Origin of the sequence: Methylotenera sp. G11 (assembly GCF_000799735.1) — a bacterium.
Lineage (GTDB): Bacteria > Pseudomonadota > Gammaproteobacteria > Burkholderiales > Methylophilaceae > Methylotenera.
On record NZ_JUHH01000001.1, the window covers coordinates 651788 to 667856 of the forward strand.

Consider the following 16069-nt stretch of genomic DNA (forward strand, 5'->3'; position numbering starts at 1 on the left):
GCCCTTTGTCCGTTTTACCGTGCTGACATTTGCCATGAACCCTGTTTATAGGGCCGGCCCATCCAGCGATGCTTAAAATATTAAAGGAATATTAAATGGAAGCTTCAAGGACTTTGCGGCTCACCTGCAAGTCTACGTCCCGGTGCTCGCCCAGCGTCACCATGTGATGCGATTCAAGTTTATTGATTAAACCGGCAATCGCATCCGCACCGATCTGATATTCTGAAAGGCGGGTTTTCATGCCCAGACTTTCAAAAAATTCACGTGTTTTCCGGATGGCAGCTTCAATGCGCTCTTCTTCCGTGCCTGATTCGATGTTCCAGATACGTTCCGCATATTGCAGCAGCTTTTCACGTTTGGAATCCCTGCGCACGCTCAGCATGTTCGGCAGTATGACCGCCAGTGTCTGCGCGTGGTCAAGACCATACAACGCAGTGATTTCATGCCCTATCATGTGTGTTGCCCAGTCCTGCGGCACACCCGCGCCTATCAGCCCGTTTAATGCCAGCGATGCACTCCACATGAAATTTGCCTGTAATTCATAATCCCGGGGGTTTTGTAGCAGCTTGGGGCCAATCTCAACCAGAGTTGACAGCAGCCCTTCGGCAAACCTGTCCTGCACCATGGCGCCTACCGGGTAAGTCAGGTATTGTTCAACCGTATGGGTAAAGGCATCCACCACGCCATTCGCCAGCTGGCGTTTAGGCAAGGTATAGCTTTTGGTCGGATCCAGAATCGAAAACCGCGGGAACACATGCTCACTTGAAAAATGCAGCTTCGCTTTTTCTTCTTCACGCGTAATCACCGAGCCATCGTTCATTTCCGACCCGGTAGCCGGCAATGTCAGTATAGTGCCATAAGGTACGGCCTCTTTAACATCACTTCCGCGCGTGAGCAGTATCTCCCAGGCATCATTATCCTGGCAGGCAGCTGCGGCTACAAACTTGGTGCCGTCAATGACAGAACCACCGCCGATTGCAAGCAGGAAATCCAGCTTACCTTTTTTAACCTGTGCCACGGCCTTGACCAGCGTTTCATACCTGGGGTTAGGCTCAATGCCCTCAAACAGCTCTACATACCTTTCGCCCAAAGCACTCAAGGCTTCATCCAAAGTGCCATTGTGCCTTGCACTCTGTCCGCCGATTAATACCAGCACCCTGGCATTCGCCGGAACCAGTTTATCAAGTTCGGCCACTTTACCTTTGCCGAAAACAATCCGGGTTGGATTGTAAAAATCAAAATTCTGCATATATAAACCTCTTTAGTTTGTAAATTCAATTAGATATTAGACTGGTCGTCTACAAATTAACCTGGTACATATAAGCAGGTTAATAATGATCGCAGGCAAAGCAATACTGACTAAATAATGCCAGCTGTAATATGTGTCCTGAACAAATCATTTGCCCCTTGATTTGCAATTTATTATTATCAAAATATATTAAACCTTAACATTCACGTAAATTCCGCTAAAGATAGCGCTGATATTAAACGCCAGCTTAATGAGGTTAAAATGGATACCATCCTTATAACTGTAATTGTTTTATATGCAGTTGCAATTATTGCTTATCTAGCAAAACCCTCGAAAACAGTATTTATTATTAAAATTAACGACCATCTAGTTAAAATTACCAAAGGCCAAGCGCCTGGTAAATTTATCGCGGAATGCGAAGATATTGCAAGAATCCGAAAAAATATCAAAGGTAAAATATTTGGCATTCGAGAAAGTTTCGGTATTAAACTCAAGTTCTCGAGATCAATAAGTGAAGCAGAAAAACAAGTATTTAGAAATGTTTGGCCTAATGCATATTTTGGTGGAAATACACCACCAGAATCTGGAAGAAAGAGAAAACTTTTCTAAAAATTAAATTTTGAGTAGCTAAGATTAGATAAGCTGTTTTAAGTACTTAATTTAAATCAAAAGCTGATTTTGAATCAAAAAAGTGTAAAGCATTTCACTATAATAGCTTAAGTAAAAAGGCTGAAACCATTATGGAATCAGCCTTTTCATTTTATGGCGCCCCCGACACGAATCGAACGTGTGACCCTCCCCTTAGGAGGGGGATGCTCTATCCACTGAGCTACGGGGGCCATTAATACAGGGGTCGTAGTATAAGGCTTTTAACGTCTTTAATAAATATGCTGATGATTGAAACATGGGCCACTTACGCATTAAAACTGCTGCATGCGCAAATGACCCATATTGGTATTACCCGAATTACCGTTAAATCATCAGCAATCGATCACTTTAATCTGCTCTGATAGCCGGATAAAACGTTCTACCGGCGTTACCCATACAATGCCGTCTCCAACCTGCCCGGTATGCCCGACTTCTACAATGATCTGCAGCACACCTTCCAGCATTTCGTCCGGCACGATGATCTCAATATGGACCTTGGGGCTGTAGTCCGTTAACTCCTCCCTGATGCCCTGAGCCGGTTTTGCCACATAATGGCCGCAGCCTTCCACTTTACTGACGGTCATACCCGGAAAAGCCTTGATATTACGCAGGGCTGAACGAATTTTTGGCAGGCGGTGCGGCTGTATAACCGCTTTGATTTCTTTCATTTCAGAAACTCCTTTATCTTATGCATTATTATTCTGTGCATTATGCTTCGATTCTTGATTCTTCAAACCTGCGGTACAAGGTTGGCACCACGACCAGCGTGAGCAGCGTAGAACTGATCAGGCCGCCAATCACCACAATCGCCAATGGACGCTGAATCTCGGAACCCGGGCCTGTTGCAAACAGGAACGGCACCAATGCCAGCATGGCAACCGTTGCCGTCATCATCACCGGCCTGAACCTTTGTTTACAGCCTTCCACGATCGCTTCGATCTGGCCTTTGCCTTCATCACGTAATGAACGGATATAAGACACCAGCACCACGCCATTCAGCACGGCAATCCCCCACAGGGCGATAAACCCGACGGATGCCGGCACGGAGAGGTACTCGCCGGTTACCAGCAGCGCAAAGATACCGCCAATGGAAGCAAACGGCAGGATCATGATAATCATCGTCGCATAACGCACTGAGTTAAACAGCAGGAACAGCAGGAAGAATATCGCGGCAATGGTGATCGGCACGATAATCATCAGGTGGTTCAGCGCACGTTCCATATTCTGGAACTGGCCGCCGTACTCAAGGTAATAACCGTCAGGCAGTTTGAGCTGTTTATCCAGCGTTTGCTGGAGCTCTGCAACAAAACCGCCCAGGTCGCGATCCTTGACGTTAATGGCCACCACGATACGCCGCTTGCCCAACTCGCGGCTGATCTGCGCCGGCCCATCACGGATTTCGATCTCGGCCAGGTCACGCAGTGCGACACGCGAACCATTGGGTGAGGTCACGAGTATATTGCCGATGGCTTCGATGTCATTCCTGAAACCATCCGGGAAACGCACCGCACCGGAGAACCTGCGCTCGCCTTCATAGATCTCGGTGGCCACCTTACCGCCAATCGCAGTTTCAATGATGTCGTGAATGTCAGAGGCGTTGATGCCCTGGCGAGCAATCGCCTGCCTGTTGATCGTAATGTTCAGGTACTGCTGGCCGGATACTTTCTCGACGCGCAGGTCAACAGCACCGGCCACGCCACCGGCGATCTTTGCGATCTCATCGGCTTTGCTCTTCAGCTTGGCCATGTCGTCACCAAACACTTTAACCGCCACATCCGACCTGACGCCGGTCAGCAGCTCATCCACGCGGTCTGAAATCGGCTGCGCCATCACGATCTGCACACCCGGCAAGCCTTCAGACAGCACTTCCGTCATTTTGTCCGCAATGTCATCCTGCGTCCAGCCTTCAGGCCATTCATCCCTTGGCTTCAGGCTGATGATCGGCGTGGATTCGTTCTGTGCCTGCGGGTCAGCCGGGCTTTCGCCACGGCCGATGCCTGACATGGCCGATTTAACGCCAGGCACTTTCTCCATAATCAACCGCATGGCTTCATTTTCCATCTTGATGGATTCTTCAAGCGAGATATTGGGCACACGGTTAATACCGGGAACAATCGACCCTTCCTTCATTTCCGGAATAAATGAAGTACCCAGCAGCGGTACCACCATCAAGGAAACCACAAACACCGCGGTTGCAGTCACAATGGTTTTCTTATCATTGACAAGCACCCAGTTAAGCAGCTTCAGGTAAGGTTTTTTAATCGATTGAATCAGTTTGGTGTCTTCACCTGAACCGCCCTTCAGAATATAAGAGCAAAGCACCGGTGATAAGGTCAGCGAAATCACCAGTGATACGAACAAGGCGATTGCGATCGTTAATGCCAAAGGCGCAAACATCTTGCCTTCCATGCCTTCCAGCGTCATCAACGGCAGGAACACCAGAATGATGATACCTACACCAAACAATACCGGCGTAGCCACTTCACTGGCTGCTTCCAGCACAACGCGCACCTTGCTTTCGCCTTGCCTGTGGCCCAGATGGTGGAAGGCGTTTTCAACCACCACCACAGAACCATCGACCATAAGGCCGATCGCAATCGCCAAGCCGCCCAGCGACATCAGGTTGGCCGAAATGCCGTAATGATTCATCGCCATAAAAGTGATCAACGGCGTAAGTATCAACGTTGCCACCACGATAATGCTGGAGCGCACATCACCCAGAAACAGAAACAGGATGAATACCACCAGGACGATGCCTTCGATCAGCACCTTGGTCACCGTGAACAGCGCGGCATCCACCAGCTCACTGCGGTCATAGTACGGCACGATCTGCAAGCCGTTAGGCAGCATGCCCTTGTCGTTGATTTCCTTTACGCGCTCCTTGACACGGCTAACCACTTCTTTAGCGTTACCGGCGCGCATCATGATCACAATGCCGCCCACTGACTCGGTATAGCCGTTTTTCATGACCGCGCCGACGCGGACTTCATGTCCGAGCTTGACTTCGGCAACATCGCGCATAAAAACCGGCACGCCGTTCTGTTCTTTAAGCACGATATTACGGATGTCATCCAGGTTTTCAATCAGGCCCACACCGCGGATCAGGTATTGCTCTGCAAACTGCGGCAATACACCGCCGCCGCTGTTGGCATTGTTCTTAGCCAATGCCATGTAGATATCCTGCAGCTTCAGGCCATAGTGGTTCATGCGATCCGGGTTCACCAACGCCTGGTATTGCTTGACATAGCCACCTTGGGAGTTGATCTCGGCCACACCGGAAATACCGCGCAGCAATGGCCTGACCACCCAGTCCTGGATCGCCCGGCGTTCGGTCAGCTCTTCAACCGAAAGCTCTTTCTCACCGTCACCTGGCTTATCCAAAGTGTATTGATAAACCTCGCCCAGACCGGTTGCAACAGGGCCAAGAATCGGCGTTACACCCTGCGGCATTTTCTCCATCACCTCCATCAGCCGTTCCATCACCAGCTGGCGCGCAAAATAAACATCGGTATTGTCTGTAAACACCAGTGTAATCAGCGACAGGCCATTACGGTTGAGTGAGCGCATTTCCGTCAGGCCCGGCAAGCCGGTCATGGATATTTCCAACGGCACGGTGATAAAACGCTCGACTTCTTCCGGTGATTTTCCGGTAGCCTGCGTTGCGATCTGCACCTGCACGTTGGTTACATCCGGAAACGCATCCACGGAAAGTCTTTGCAATGCGAATACGCCTGCAATCATCAGCGCGACTGCAAACACCATCACAATCAGGCGCTGTTTAAGCGCCGCACGAATCAGAGATTCAATCATGCATTACTCCAATTCTTTGCGTTTACGTTCATTGTTGACATGGAATGCGCCTTCAGCCACAACCACTTCACCTTCAGCTACACCATTTACAATCGTCACCATACCGTCATGCTCTGCACCCAGCTCAACTTCACGCAGGCGGAACTTGTTCGGTGCCAGCTGAACGTAAACATAAGTGGTATCGTTCTCCCTGACGATACTTTGCAACGGCAGCGCCAGTTTGGATTCAGGACGTGACTGGATCAGCATGGAAACCAGCATGTCCGGTTTGATCTCACGGTTATCGTTTGCAAGGTCAGAGCGCACTGTCACGGTTCTGGTTTCCGGGTTCACAACATCACCCTCGTAAATCAGCTTGGCTTTATATTGTTTATCACCCAAAGCCGGAATCTCAACCACAACTTCTTCATCCACCTTGATCAGTTCAACCTGCTGCTCAGGCACTTCGGCCACCACCCACACATGCGAAAGATCGGCGATAATGAACAATTCTTCTGCCGGCTGCACCACTTGCCCCAGGTTCACTTTACGGCTGATTACCGTCCCTGAAATGCGTGACACTACATTGCTGTAGGAACGGATCTGGCCAGACTGCGTGAGCTTGTTAATGGCGGACTCACTCATACCCAGCACCAGCAGCTGGTCACGTGCGGCGTTCAGTTCAGCCTGCGCTGCACTCAGCTCGGCTTCCCTGCGCTGCAATTCGGCCGCGCCGATCACGTCAGCTTCCTGCAATAGTCGCGCACGCTCCACCGCCTTGCTTTGCAAACCGATCTGCTGTGCTGCCTTGATGTAAACCAGCTGGTTCTGCGCCAGCTCGGTACTGTTCAGCGTGGCCAGCACCTGGCCGTTTTTAACATTCTGACCAAGTGTTGCTTCAATGTCCTTGATGCGGCCAGTCACCGAGGCACCGATTCTGGCCATGCGCTGTTCATCCACCTGGATCGTGCCGGGAACACGCAGTGTCCCGCGCATCTCGATATTGCCGGCTGTATGCAGTTCGATCTGCTTTGCCAGCTGCTCTGTAATTTCAACAATATTCGGGTCAGTCACCTTGGCGGCAACCGGAGCCTCTTCTTTCTTTGCGTTACAGCCTGCCAGCAGGAAGCTGGCGGCACACACAGCCAGAAACAGTTTTTTGCCTGGTAAAGAATTTGAAAACATAGATGTAGCAGTCATTAAGATTTAACCTCCAAAAGTTCATAGCCAAGCAAGCGTTCAATCTCCAGCATGGTATTAATGTATTCATAACGCGCAGATAAGTAGTCTTTCCTCACGACACGCTTGGTACGCTGCGCATCCAGGTAATCAAGAATGCCGCGCTCGCCAAAACGGTAAGCAGCTTCTGCGACTCTGAGCACGGCCTCGGCCTGCGACAGCAAGCCATTTTCAAAAGCGGCGACTTGCTGCTGTGCGATCAGGTAACGCTGATAGGCTGATTCAATATCCCGTTTAATCGCCAGTTCGCGGTCACTTAGAATCGCATTGACTTCCCTCACCTCAGCCGCCGCCTGTGCGATCGGGCCACTGCGCTGGTCCCACACCGGCAGCGGAATAGATATGCCCAACCGGAACTGACGCAAATCAGGATCCTGTTCAACACCGGCCTTAACCGTTAAGCCCGGGTTGCGCAACTGCTCCTGCAGGCGCAAGTTGGCTTCGGAAGTTTTGATTGCGGCGCGGATCTGCTTGAGCTGCGTGGCTTCATTGATACGGCCACGCAGTTCATCCACCCTCGGCAGGCTGCTGCTGAGCGGCAGCTCGCCGACCAGGCTATAATCTTCCGGTATCGTGGTGCCGATCAGGCCGCGCAGATAGGCTTTCGCCTCGGTCACCCTGACCCTGGCAGCCTGGTAGTCACGTTCGGCAGCCAAAGCTTCGGTATCCGCTTTGATCAGTTCGTACTTTGGCGATTCACCTACATCCACACGCAGCTTGACGCGCTCACGTATGTCTTTGAGCAGATTGCTGTCCGCCTCGGCTATCTCCAGTACGGCCTGACGCTGCAGCACATCATAAAAGGCGCTTTTCACGCGTGTGCGTACTTCAGTTTTCGTAAGCTCTATGCCCAGTGTTGCCACTTGCACTTGGTTTTCTGCGACTTCTCTCCTGGCGTTGCGCACACCAGGAAAATCGATAGGCTGCGATAATGCAACACCCCAGTTGCCACTATTACCCTGCCCGCCTGGCGTTCTGTAACTGGTCGGACCAGCACCAAACTCGAATTGCGGATTGGCATAGGTTGTTGCTGTAATGACGGAAGCGGTTGCAGAATCTTCGCGCGCTTTTGAAATACTGATTGAGGGATTCTGTTCTGCAGCGATCGTGACGATCTGCTCCAATGTGAATCCAGGCGCGGAATACGCAGAATAACTATGCGTCAGACCGGCCAATATAAATAAAATAGAAGTTAAATAACTTTTTTTAGAGCCTGCCAACAACTCATTTGCACCAAAACTATGCATAAACAGTTTTTTCCTGAATGAATCATCGAAACCAGTTAATAGCGATTAACTGAACATCAATGATTATTAAGATTGATTTCTCTGTGTGCAGCCAACGCCTGTCAACAGGCATCACGCACATCAGCAACGAACGGGCTCGCAAATCCATGCAAGCCTAAAGGTTAAGCTTGCAAGAATTAAGCCATTGGGAAATCAAGCGTTGGGGGGTCTCAGGTGAACCAGCAGGGTCGGCTCTTGATAGCTTGCGCTATAGAAGTAATAGGTGGTGCTATTCTCGGGGAATTGATGATATAAAACTGTTGCAACCGCAGCTGCATCGCCAAGGTCACGATTGTTATCTTTATCAAACTGCATCACAGTAGACTGGCTACTGTTAAAGGCATCGCTGCTGTGTTCATCAAAATTCTGCTGTACCACGGACGCAAAAATTGCGATTAATCCTAGGATTAACAGCAGTTTTTTAAAAACCATCCGCATACCGGCAGTATTGAGATTAATTGATTTCAATTTGTATGATAAAAATTCTATTATTTAGAAAGCATACTGACGCGCGTCATAAAACCGTAACTTTCCAAGCGGGCAATTATAACAACTTTTTTACTGTTGGCATGTATGCATCACTACTTCATGCATCCATTTGTAATTTACGCAGCAAAACAAATGATGCTAACATCAGTTAAACTTTCGCATCAGTCAGACTTTCGATTTAACTCAACCGCTCAACTGAAAGCGCCCCTATGTTATTAAAACTGTTCTTTTACACAGCTGTACTATTGATTGCAATACTGGGATATCGCAGCTTTGCACACGCACCTCATGGTTTGGCGATTGGCGAAGATGCTCCGGATTTCACATTGAATGATGCAGCAGGCAAGTCACATTCACTGTCTGACTACCGCGGCAGGTACTTAGTTCTCTATTTTTACCCGAAAGATGACACGCCCGGCTGCACCAAGGAGGCCTGCCATTTCAGGGATGACCTGTCCCAGCTTGAGAAATTAGGTGCAAAAGTCATTGGCGTCAGCGTTGACAGCAGTGAATCTCACGGGAAATTCGCCGAGAAATACAAGCTGCCGTTTACGCTGCTGGCCGACACTGACGGTAAAGTAGCCGACAGCTATCATGCGCTCAGCGATTTTTTTGTAGTAAAAATCGCCAAGCGCCATACGTTTTTAATTGATGCTGACGGCAAAATCAAAAAGACCTATACCAATGTCAATGTTTCCAACCACTCACAGCAGATCATTGATGATTTAAAAACCATTCAGAACATGCAATGAACCGGCTTTACTGCCCATTTTTGTGCTTGGCCGCAAATGGGTGTACAGATTCCTTATAGACCCTCAGCAAATCAGCCGCTTTGGGTTCGCGCGCAATCGCATTCATGATGGCCTGTTTGGTTGCGCGATGATTCCACTCCTGGATCCGTTCATCCATGTCGGCACGGTGGCTGATAAAGACCCCCACACAGATAAACACATCATCCGCCTCTTCTACCGGAATGATGCCTTCCGCCACACAGTCCATCACCGCCATCGCCACCCCGCGCTGCGCAGGGCCAAACATCTGTGTCGCCTGCTTGCCGTTCTTGATGGTGACTTTATTAAACATGACGGTATTCGGTTTCACCATCATATTCGGTGCGACAATGGCGAGTAAACCATTTACACCCATTTTTTGATCGGTCAGGGTCCGGCAGAACGCATCTTCTGCCGCACTGCCCCTCGGCCCCATGATCAGGTCAATATGCGCCACATTTAAAAGATCCAAACCATGCCCATCAGGACGGTTTTCAACCACCAATGCTTCTCCTACCAACACTCGATCAATCACAGCCATTTTAGTCTCCTAAAATATCTTTGAATTCAGAATCTACGTTCATCTGACAATAGATTCTGAGCGTTTCCGGCTCAAACTGCTGTCCGAATCCGGTACCTATATCATGCCACATACTCGGTAATATGGCTGTACGTACACGCACTTATGACCATCTCGACCAATACATGCGCCTGCCTTAAATTTACGCGCCATAAAAAAAGCCAGCTTACGCTGGCTTTCTATCAACTGCTTATTACTCTTTAGCGGCACGTTTACGCTCGTGCTCCAGCAAGTGGCGCTTACGGATGCGGATGTTTTTAGGTGTGATTTCCACCAGTTCATCATCATCAATAAACTCAACTGCTGATTCCAGTGACAATGCTACCGGTGGAATCAGGCGCACGGCTTCGTCGGTGCCTGAAGCACGCACGTTGGTCAATTGTTTACCCTTGATCGGGTTAACGATCAAGTCGTTATCACGGCTGTGAATACCGATCACCATACCTTCATACAGCATATCGCCAGGCACTGAGAACATGCGGCCGCGGTCCTGCAGTTTCCACAGCGCATAAGCAACCGCTTCGCCTTGTTCTGCTGAAATCAGTACACCATTGCGACGGCCTGGCATATCGGCTTTAACCGGGGCGTATTCATCAAAAATATGCGCCATCAAGCCAGTGCCGCGCGTCAATGTCAGGAATTCCCCCTGGAAGCCGATCAGGCCACGCGCAGGGATCTTGTACTCTAAACGTGTACGGCCGTTGCCGTCTGATTCCATGTTCTGCATTTCACCGCGGCGGCGGCCCAACTCTTCCATCACCGCGCCCTGGTTCTCATCTTCCAGGTCCACGGTCAGGATCTCGTATGGCTCACATTTTTCACCGTCAATTTCGCGGTAAACCACGCGTGGCTTACCTACCGCCATTTCAAAACCTTCACGGCGCATGTTCTCCAACAAGATGGTCAAATGCAGCTCGCCACGACCAGAAACGCGGAACACGTCAGCATCCTGCGTATCTTCAACACGCAAAGCGACGTTAACCAGCAACTCTTTAGTCAAGCGATCACGGATCTGGCGGCTAGTCACGAACTTGCCTTCTTTACCGGCCAATGGTGAAGTGTTCACCATAAAGTCCATGGTCAATGTCGGCTCATCCACACCCAGGTGCTTCAAACCTACAGGATTATCACGGTCACAGATCGTGAAACCAATACCAATATCATCCAGGCCGGAAATAATCACGATGTCACCAGCTTCAGCTTCTTCAACCGGCACACGTTCCAGGCCTTTGAAACCTAACACCTGGTTAATACGGCCTTGCGCGATCTGCTTGTCTTCATTCATGACAACAACGACCTGGCCAGGTTTGATTCTGCCGTTGGTAATACGGCCAATACCTAAGCGACCAGTGTAAGTAGAATAATCGAGTGCAGAAATCTGCATTTGCAGCGGGGCGCTGCTGTCGCCTTTTGGTGGCTCTACGTGTTTAAGGATAGTTTCGAACAGCGGGCGCATATTGTCACTTGCCACGTTCATATCCAGTGTTGCAAAGCCATTCAAAGCCGATGCATATACCACCGGGAAATCCAGCTGTTCATCTGTTGCACCTAAGTTGGCAAACAGGTCGAATGTATGGTTGATCACCCAGTCAGGACGCGCACCCGGACGGTCAACCTTGTTAATTACAACGATAGGTTTCAAACCTAGTGCCAACGCCTTTTTTGTCACAAAACGTGTTTGCGGCATCGGGCCTTCTACCGCATCAACCAGCAGCACCACACCATCCACCATACCCAGCACACGTTCAACCTCACCACCAAAGTCGGCGTGACCTGGAGTATCGACCACATTGATGTGCGTACCTTCGTAGTTAAGCGCAGTGTTTTTAGCAAGAATAGTAATGCCACGTTCTTTTTCAATATCACCGGAGTCCATCACGCGTTCGGCGACTTGCTGGTGAGAAGAGAAAGTACCCGCCTGCTGTAGCAGTTTGTCCACCATGGTTGTTTTACCATGGTCAACGTGGGCGATAATTGCGATATTTCTGAGGTTTCTAGTATTAGGGCTGCGTGACATGTATTGCACCGGTTCATTGAAAGGCGGCGATTTTAACACATTACGCACAAAAACTTTTAGTTAAATTACATTAAACCTTTGACAAAAGAAGATTTATCCCTATAATGCGCACAACTTAAAACTTTACTCACTTGTCAAAAGTTTTAGATTCATCGCCCTGACCCTCGGTTGCTCGTGAAATTTTGAAGCGACTATCTTTAGATTTAATGTTAAATCTATCTTTACTGGTTAGCGGCTATGCCCGTGCGCTGGTAAATAAAGCATCTCAATATATTTTTGAATCTGCTTTTTGCGTTATGTTTTTGCATGACTAGAAACATTGATGTATTTGCTCGCGCCCTTTTTTGATTTTTTTGAAAGGGACTACTTTGTCTTTTGAATCTTTAAATTTACACCCTGCTATTTTACGTGCTATTGAAGAGGCCGGTTATACATCACCTACCCCTATTCAATCGCAGGCGATCCCTGAAGTAATCTCCGGCCGCGACCTGCTGGCATCAGCCCAGACCGGCACCGGTAAAACTGCAGCGTTTACATTACCTGCGCTTAACCTGCTGGCAACACCGCACGAATCAAGAAGCCGCGGCCCACGCATCCTGGTATTGGTACCGACACGCGAACTGGCTGCCCAGGTAAATGAATCTGCTCGTAAATACGGCAAATATATCCGCGCACGCACTGTAAGCATCGTGGGTGGCATGCCTTACCCGCTGCAAAACAAATTGCTGTCACAACCTTTGGACATTCTGGTTGCGACCCCAGGCCGTTTCATTGACCACCTGGAACGTGGCCGCATTGACACATCACGCCTGCAAATGCTGATTCTGGATGAAGCTGACCGCATGCTGGACATGGGCTTCATGCCTGATGTTGAACGCATCTGCGAGGCATTGCCTGCTGAGCGTCAGACATTGCTGTTCTCGGCAACGCTGGATGGCAACATCGGCCGTATCGCCCGTGACATCCTGAAAGACCCGAAAACAATCGAGATCGCACAGCAAAAAGAAAAACATGCAAACATTGAACAGCGTTTGCACTTTGTTGATGACATGACACACAAAAACAAACTGCTGGAGCATCTGCTGATTGCCCCGGAAGTCAACCAGACCATCATTTTCACTTCAACCAAACGTCACGCTGACGTTCTGGCTGAAGACCTGTACGCAGCCGGCCACAAAACCGCAGCGCTGCACGGCGACATGACACAAGGCGCACGTAACCGCACCTTGACTAAATTGCGTCACGGCGACGTAAAAGTACTGGTGGCGACTGACGTTGCCGCGCGCGGTATTGACGTAGCGGGCATCTCCCATGTGATCAACTATGACCTGCCTAAATTTGCAGAAGACTACGTACACCGTATCGGCCGTACTGGCCGTGCAGGTGCGACTGGCGTAGCCATTTCATTCGCGTCGAATATGGATCGCCATATCCTGCGCAAGATTGAGCAGTTCACGGGCCAACGCATGGAACCGGCAGTGATTGAAGGTTTTGAACCCAAGCGCCCGATGAAGATGGACGCTCCGGGCGGCCGCGGTGACCGTCGCGACGGTCACAAACCAGGTGGCCGCGGCGGCTTCAAACCGCGCGATGATCGTGGCGGCTACAAGAGCCGTGACAGCCGCTTTGAAGGCCGCGGCAACCGCGACTCAGCGCCACGTGACGTAAACGGCAACTCCGCCGCTTATGCGCCAAAACCAGAGTTTAACCGTGCAGAACGACCAGCCGGTGACCGTAACCGCGGTGCAAATGCAGGCGCCCCAAACCGCAGCTTCGGCGACAGCGCAGCGTTCGGCAAAAAGCCTTACTCACGCGACGGCCAACGCAGCGAAGGCCGTGCAGACCGCGGCGCAGCACCGGCACGCCGTGACAGCAACCGCAACGAAGGCAGAAGCAATGCAGCCCGAGGCTTCGCAGGCGCAAATGCCGGTAGCGGTGCACCACGCCGTCCACGCAACTTTGCTTAAAAACCCTTAACCGCCGATGCACGCCGATTTTTTAAAAGCTATTAAAATATCTGTCTTAATCGGCGGTTAAACTGTTTTATATCACTTATTAATCAGACTAATATCCAAATCAATGACCGAAACAGTAAATTTTGACAATTTAGGCTTAGCGCCAGAGCTACTCAAGGCGCTTGCCGAATCCGGTTACACAACACCGACCCCGATCCAGTCGCAGGGTATCCCTGTAGCATTGGCCGGCGGGGATTTAATGGCTGGTGCACAAACCGGCACCGGTAAAACCGCGGCGTTTGCCCTGCCTTTACTGCAAAAGTTACTGCCTCTGGCTAACAGCAGCACCTCCCCTGCCAAACACCCGGTGCGGGCATTGATCCTTACGCCTACACGCGAACTCGCAATACAGGTAGAAGAAAGCGTCAGGGCTTATGCCAAACACACACAACTGCGCTCGCTGGTGGTGTACGGCGGCGTAGACATCAAAACGCAGACTCCCCACCTCAAAACCGGGGTGGAAGTGCTGGTGGCAACCCCAGGCCGTTTGCTCGACCATATCGAACAAAAAACGCTGCAGCTTGGACAAGTGCAGATGCTGGTGCTTGATGAAGCCGATAGAATGCTGGACATGGGCTTCATGCCTGATCTGCGCCGCATTCTGGCCTTATTGCCTAAACAGCGCCAGAACCTGATGTTCTCAGCGACATTCTCAAATGAAATCAAGAAACTGGCGGATGAGTTCCTGACCAAACCGCAGTTGATCGAAGTCGCGCGCAGCAATGCGACCAATGACAATGTGACACAGAAAGTGTATCAGGTCGCACAAAGTGACAAAGAAGCATTGTTAGTACAGCTGCTTAAAGAGGCCGACGCCAAGCAGGTGATTATATTCACCAAAACAAAGATAACCGCCAGCCGCCTGAGCCGCAGCCTGGCGAAACAAGGCATTGCCGCAGACGCTATCCATGGCGATAAAAGCCAGCTGGAGCGCATCAAAGCGCTGGATGCATTTAAAGCCGGCACAGTCACTGCGCTGGTTGCGACAGACGTGGCAGCCCGCGGACTGGACATCAGTGAATTGCCGATGGTGATTAACTACGAAATTCCAAGCGCACCTGAGGATTACGTACACCGCATTGGCCGCACTGGCCGTGCAGGCGCACTGGGCGTTGCGATTTCATTCGTATCTGAAGATGAAGAAAAATATCTCGTAGAAATTGAGAAACTGATCAAGCGCCAGATTTCCAAAGAAACCATTGAGATTGAAAAGCCGGCTCACAGGTCACGCACCAGCCACACGAAAACAAGCTATCAGGATAACCAGGCTGCGACCCCTGTCAGGCGCCCTGCCCGGCAAAAAAGCAGCGACCCCTGGTTTGACAAACCCTACGAACCTTCATTGCAGAAAACACAGGCAGCGGTTACCAGAACGGTATCCACCAAGAAAAAACCGGTTGCAGCACTGCTTGGCGGTTTGCCTGTTAACAAATAAGAATACATCCAACGCAACGCATAAAGCCGTTCTGGTTCACGACGACTCCGGAACGGCAAAAGCGCAATTGAAAATAGCAATCACCAGGATACAGCCCTTATTCAGAAAAATGGCTGTATTACTGATTCCTCATGAAATCAGCCACACCGTATAGCTGCGAAGCCAGTTTTTTCATCAGATCATCCTCGTAAGCCAACTGATGCATGGCCCTGATCATGCAATACATCCACTGATCCCGGGCGGATTCATCAACCGCAAACGGCATATGGCGCGCGCGCAGCCTGGGGTGCCCATAGCGTTCAATGTACAGCTGCGGGCCACCGGTCCACCCTGTCAAAAACATAAACAGTTTTTCGCGCGCTGAAGTCAGGTCCGGCTGGTGCATATCACGCAGCGTCTTGACTTTGGGGTCTGTATCCATGATGTCGTAGAATGTCTCGACCAGCTGGCGAATATTCTCAACACCGCTTGCTTCTCCGCCCAGCAGTTCAAAAAACGTTCTTTTATCGCTGCCGGCTTCTTCAATCTTATCTATCATGCTATCAACTAAAC

At 50.2% G+C, this 16069-nt stretch carries 13 protein-coding genes and 1 tRNA gene; 4 read left to right on the forward strand and 10 right to left on the reverse strand.

The genetic code is table 11. The annotated features are described in order from the left end of the window. Window positions 1–91 precede the first annotated feature (91 nt). The gene (locus GQ51_RS02915) at window positions 92–1249 is read right to left on the reverse strand and encodes an iron-containing alcohol dehydrogenase (RefSeq protein WP_047549558.1); all 1158 of its coding nucleotides are present in this window, start codon (window positions 1247–1249) and stop codon (window positions 92–94) included. 261 nt (window positions 1250–1510) lie between these two features. Here GQ51_RS02915 and GQ51_RS02920 point away from each other — a divergent pair, with 261 nt between their 5' ends. After that, entirely contained in the window at window positions 1511–1858 is a 348-nt protein-coding gene (locus GQ51_RS02920; RefSeq protein ID WP_047549561.1) for a DUF3634 family protein, read from the forward strand. A gap of 154 nt (window positions 1859–2012) precedes the next feature. Here the strand turns inward: GQ51_RS02920 and GQ51_RS02925 are convergent. The 6 genes from GQ51_RS02925 to GQ51_RS02950 all read right to left on the reverse strand — a co-directional run bounded on the left by GQ51_RS02925 (window position 2013) and on the right by GQ51_RS02950 (window position 8679). Then, window positions 2013–2088 (reverse strand) — tRNA-Arg (locus GQ51_RS02925). A 141-nt stretch (window positions 2089–2229) separates the two neighbouring features. Next, complete coding sequence (locus tag GQ51_RS02930) at window positions 2230–2565, reverse strand: P-II family nitrogen regulator (protein ID WP_047549563.1); 336 nt, start codon at window positions 2563–2565, stop codon at window positions 2230–2232. Window positions 2566–2605: 40 nt separating this feature from the next. Beyond that, window positions 2606–5707 (reverse strand): efflux RND transporter permease subunit, encoded by a 3102-nt coding sequence (locus GQ51_RS02935; protein ID WP_047549566.1) that lies wholly within the window; start codon window positions 5705–5707, stop codon window positions 2606–2608. A 3-nt stretch (window positions 5708–5710) separates the two neighbouring features. After that, window positions 5711–6871, reverse strand: a complete 1161-nt coding sequence (locus GQ51_RS02940; protein ID WP_235276153.1) for an efflux RND transporter periplasmic adaptor subunit — start codon at window positions 6869–6871, stop codon at window positions 5711–5713. 14 nt (window positions 6872–6885) lie between these two features. Further along, on the reverse strand, window positions 6886–8172 hold the full coding sequence (locus tag GQ51_RS02945) for a TolC family protein (protein ID WP_052177668.1): 1287 nt from the start codon (window positions 8170–8172) through the stop codon (window positions 6886–6888). Between the two features lie 192 nt (window positions 8173–8364). Then, window positions 8365–8679, reverse strand: a complete 315-nt coding sequence (locus tag GQ51_RS02950; protein ID WP_152604104.1) for a hypothetical protein — start codon at window positions 8677–8679, stop codon at window positions 8365–8367. A 230-nt stretch (window positions 8680–8909) separates the two neighbouring features. On the opposite strand from GQ51_RS02950, the gene GQ51_RS02955 reads away from it, so the two are divergent. Continuing rightward, window positions 8910–9452 (forward strand): peroxiredoxin, encoded by a 543-nt coding sequence (locus tag GQ51_RS02955; RefSeq protein WP_047549572.1) that lies wholly within the window; start codon window positions 8910–8912, stop codon window positions 9450–9452. Between the two features lie 7 nt (window positions 9453–9459). On the opposite strand, the gene fae is transcribed toward GQ51_RS02955, so the two are convergent. Then, window positions 9460–10011: a formaldehyde-activating enzyme gene (fae, locus tag GQ51_RS02960; protein WP_047549575.1), complete on the reverse strand. Its 552-nt coding sequence runs from the start codon at window positions 10009–10011 to the stop codon at window positions 9460–9462. Between the two features lie 232 nt (window positions 10012–10243). Next, entirely contained in the window at window positions 10244–12067 is a 1824-nt protein-coding gene (typA, locus tag GQ51_RS02965) for a translational GTPase TypA (RefSeq protein ID WP_047549581.1), read from the reverse strand. 368 nt (window positions 12068–12435) lie between these two features. On the opposite strand from typA, the gene GQ51_RS02970 reads away from it, so the two are divergent. Together GQ51_RS02970 and GQ51_RS02975 are read left to right on the forward strand one after the other, a co-directional pair. After that, window positions 12436–14034 carry a DEAD/DEAH box helicase gene (locus tag GQ51_RS02970; protein ID WP_047549584.1) on the forward strand — a complete coding sequence of 533 codons (1599 nt, stop codon included), beginning with the start codon at window positions 12436–12438 and terminating at the stop codon, window positions 14032–14034. 112 nt (window positions 14035–14146) lie between these two features. Continuing rightward, entirely contained in the window at window positions 14147–15517 is a 1371-nt protein-coding gene (locus GQ51_RS02975) for a DEAD/DEAH box helicase (RefSeq protein ID WP_047549586.1), read from the forward strand. Between the two features lie 118 nt (window positions 15518–15635). Here the strand turns inward: GQ51_RS02975 and GQ51_RS02980 are convergent, their stop codons facing one another. Beyond that, complete coding sequence (locus tag GQ51_RS02980; RefSeq protein ID WP_047549589.1) at window positions 15636–16055, reverse strand: group II truncated hemoglobin; 420 nt, start codon at window positions 16053–16055, stop codon at window positions 15636–15638. Window positions 16056–16069: the final 14 nt, after the last annotated feature.

Bases quoted from the DNA above. Each gene is read 5' to 3' on its own strand.
- GQ51_RS02915 (WP_047549558.1), bottom strand. From the start codon at position 1,249: ATGCAGAATTTTGATTTTTACAATCCAACCCGGATTGTTTTCGGCAAA.
- GQ51_RS02920 (WP_047549561.1), top strand. From the start codon at position 1,511: ATGGATACCATCCTTATAACTGTAATTGTTTTATATGCAGTTGCAATT.
- GQ51_RS02930 (WP_047549563.1), bottom strand. From the start codon at position 2,565: ATGAAAGAAATCAAAGCGGTTATACAGCCGCACCGCCTGCCAAAAATT.
- GQ51_RS02935 (WP_047549566.1), bottom strand. From the start codon at position 5,707: ATGATTGAATCTCTGATTCGTGCGGCGCTTAAACAGCGCCTGATTGTG.
- GQ51_RS02940 (WP_235276153.1), bottom strand. From the start codon at position 6,871: ATGTTTTCAAATTCTTTACCAGGCAAAAAACTGTTTCTGGCTGTGTGT.
- GQ51_RS02945 (WP_052177668.1), bottom strand. From the start codon at position 8,172: ATGCATAGTTTTGGTGCAAATGAGTTGTTGGCAGGCTCTAAAAAAAGT.
- GQ51_RS02955 (WP_047549572.1), top strand. From the start codon at position 8,910: ATGTTATTAAAACTGTTCTTTTACACAGCTGTACTATTGATTGCAATA.
- fae (WP_047549575.1), bottom strand. From the start codon at position 10,011: ATGGCTGTGATTGATCGAGTGTTGGTAGGAGAAGCATTGGTGGTTGAA.
- typA (WP_047549581.1), bottom strand. From the start codon at position 12,067: ATGTCACGCAGCCCTAATACTAGAAACCTCAGAAATATCGCAATTATC.
- GQ51_RS02975 (WP_047549586.1), top strand. From the start codon at position 14,147: ATGACCGAAACAGTAAATTTTGACAATTTAGGCTTAGCGCCAGAGCTA.
- GQ51_RS02980 (WP_047549589.1), bottom strand. From the start codon at position 16,055: ATGATAGATAAGATTGAAGAAGCCGGCAGCGATAAAAGAACGTTTTTT.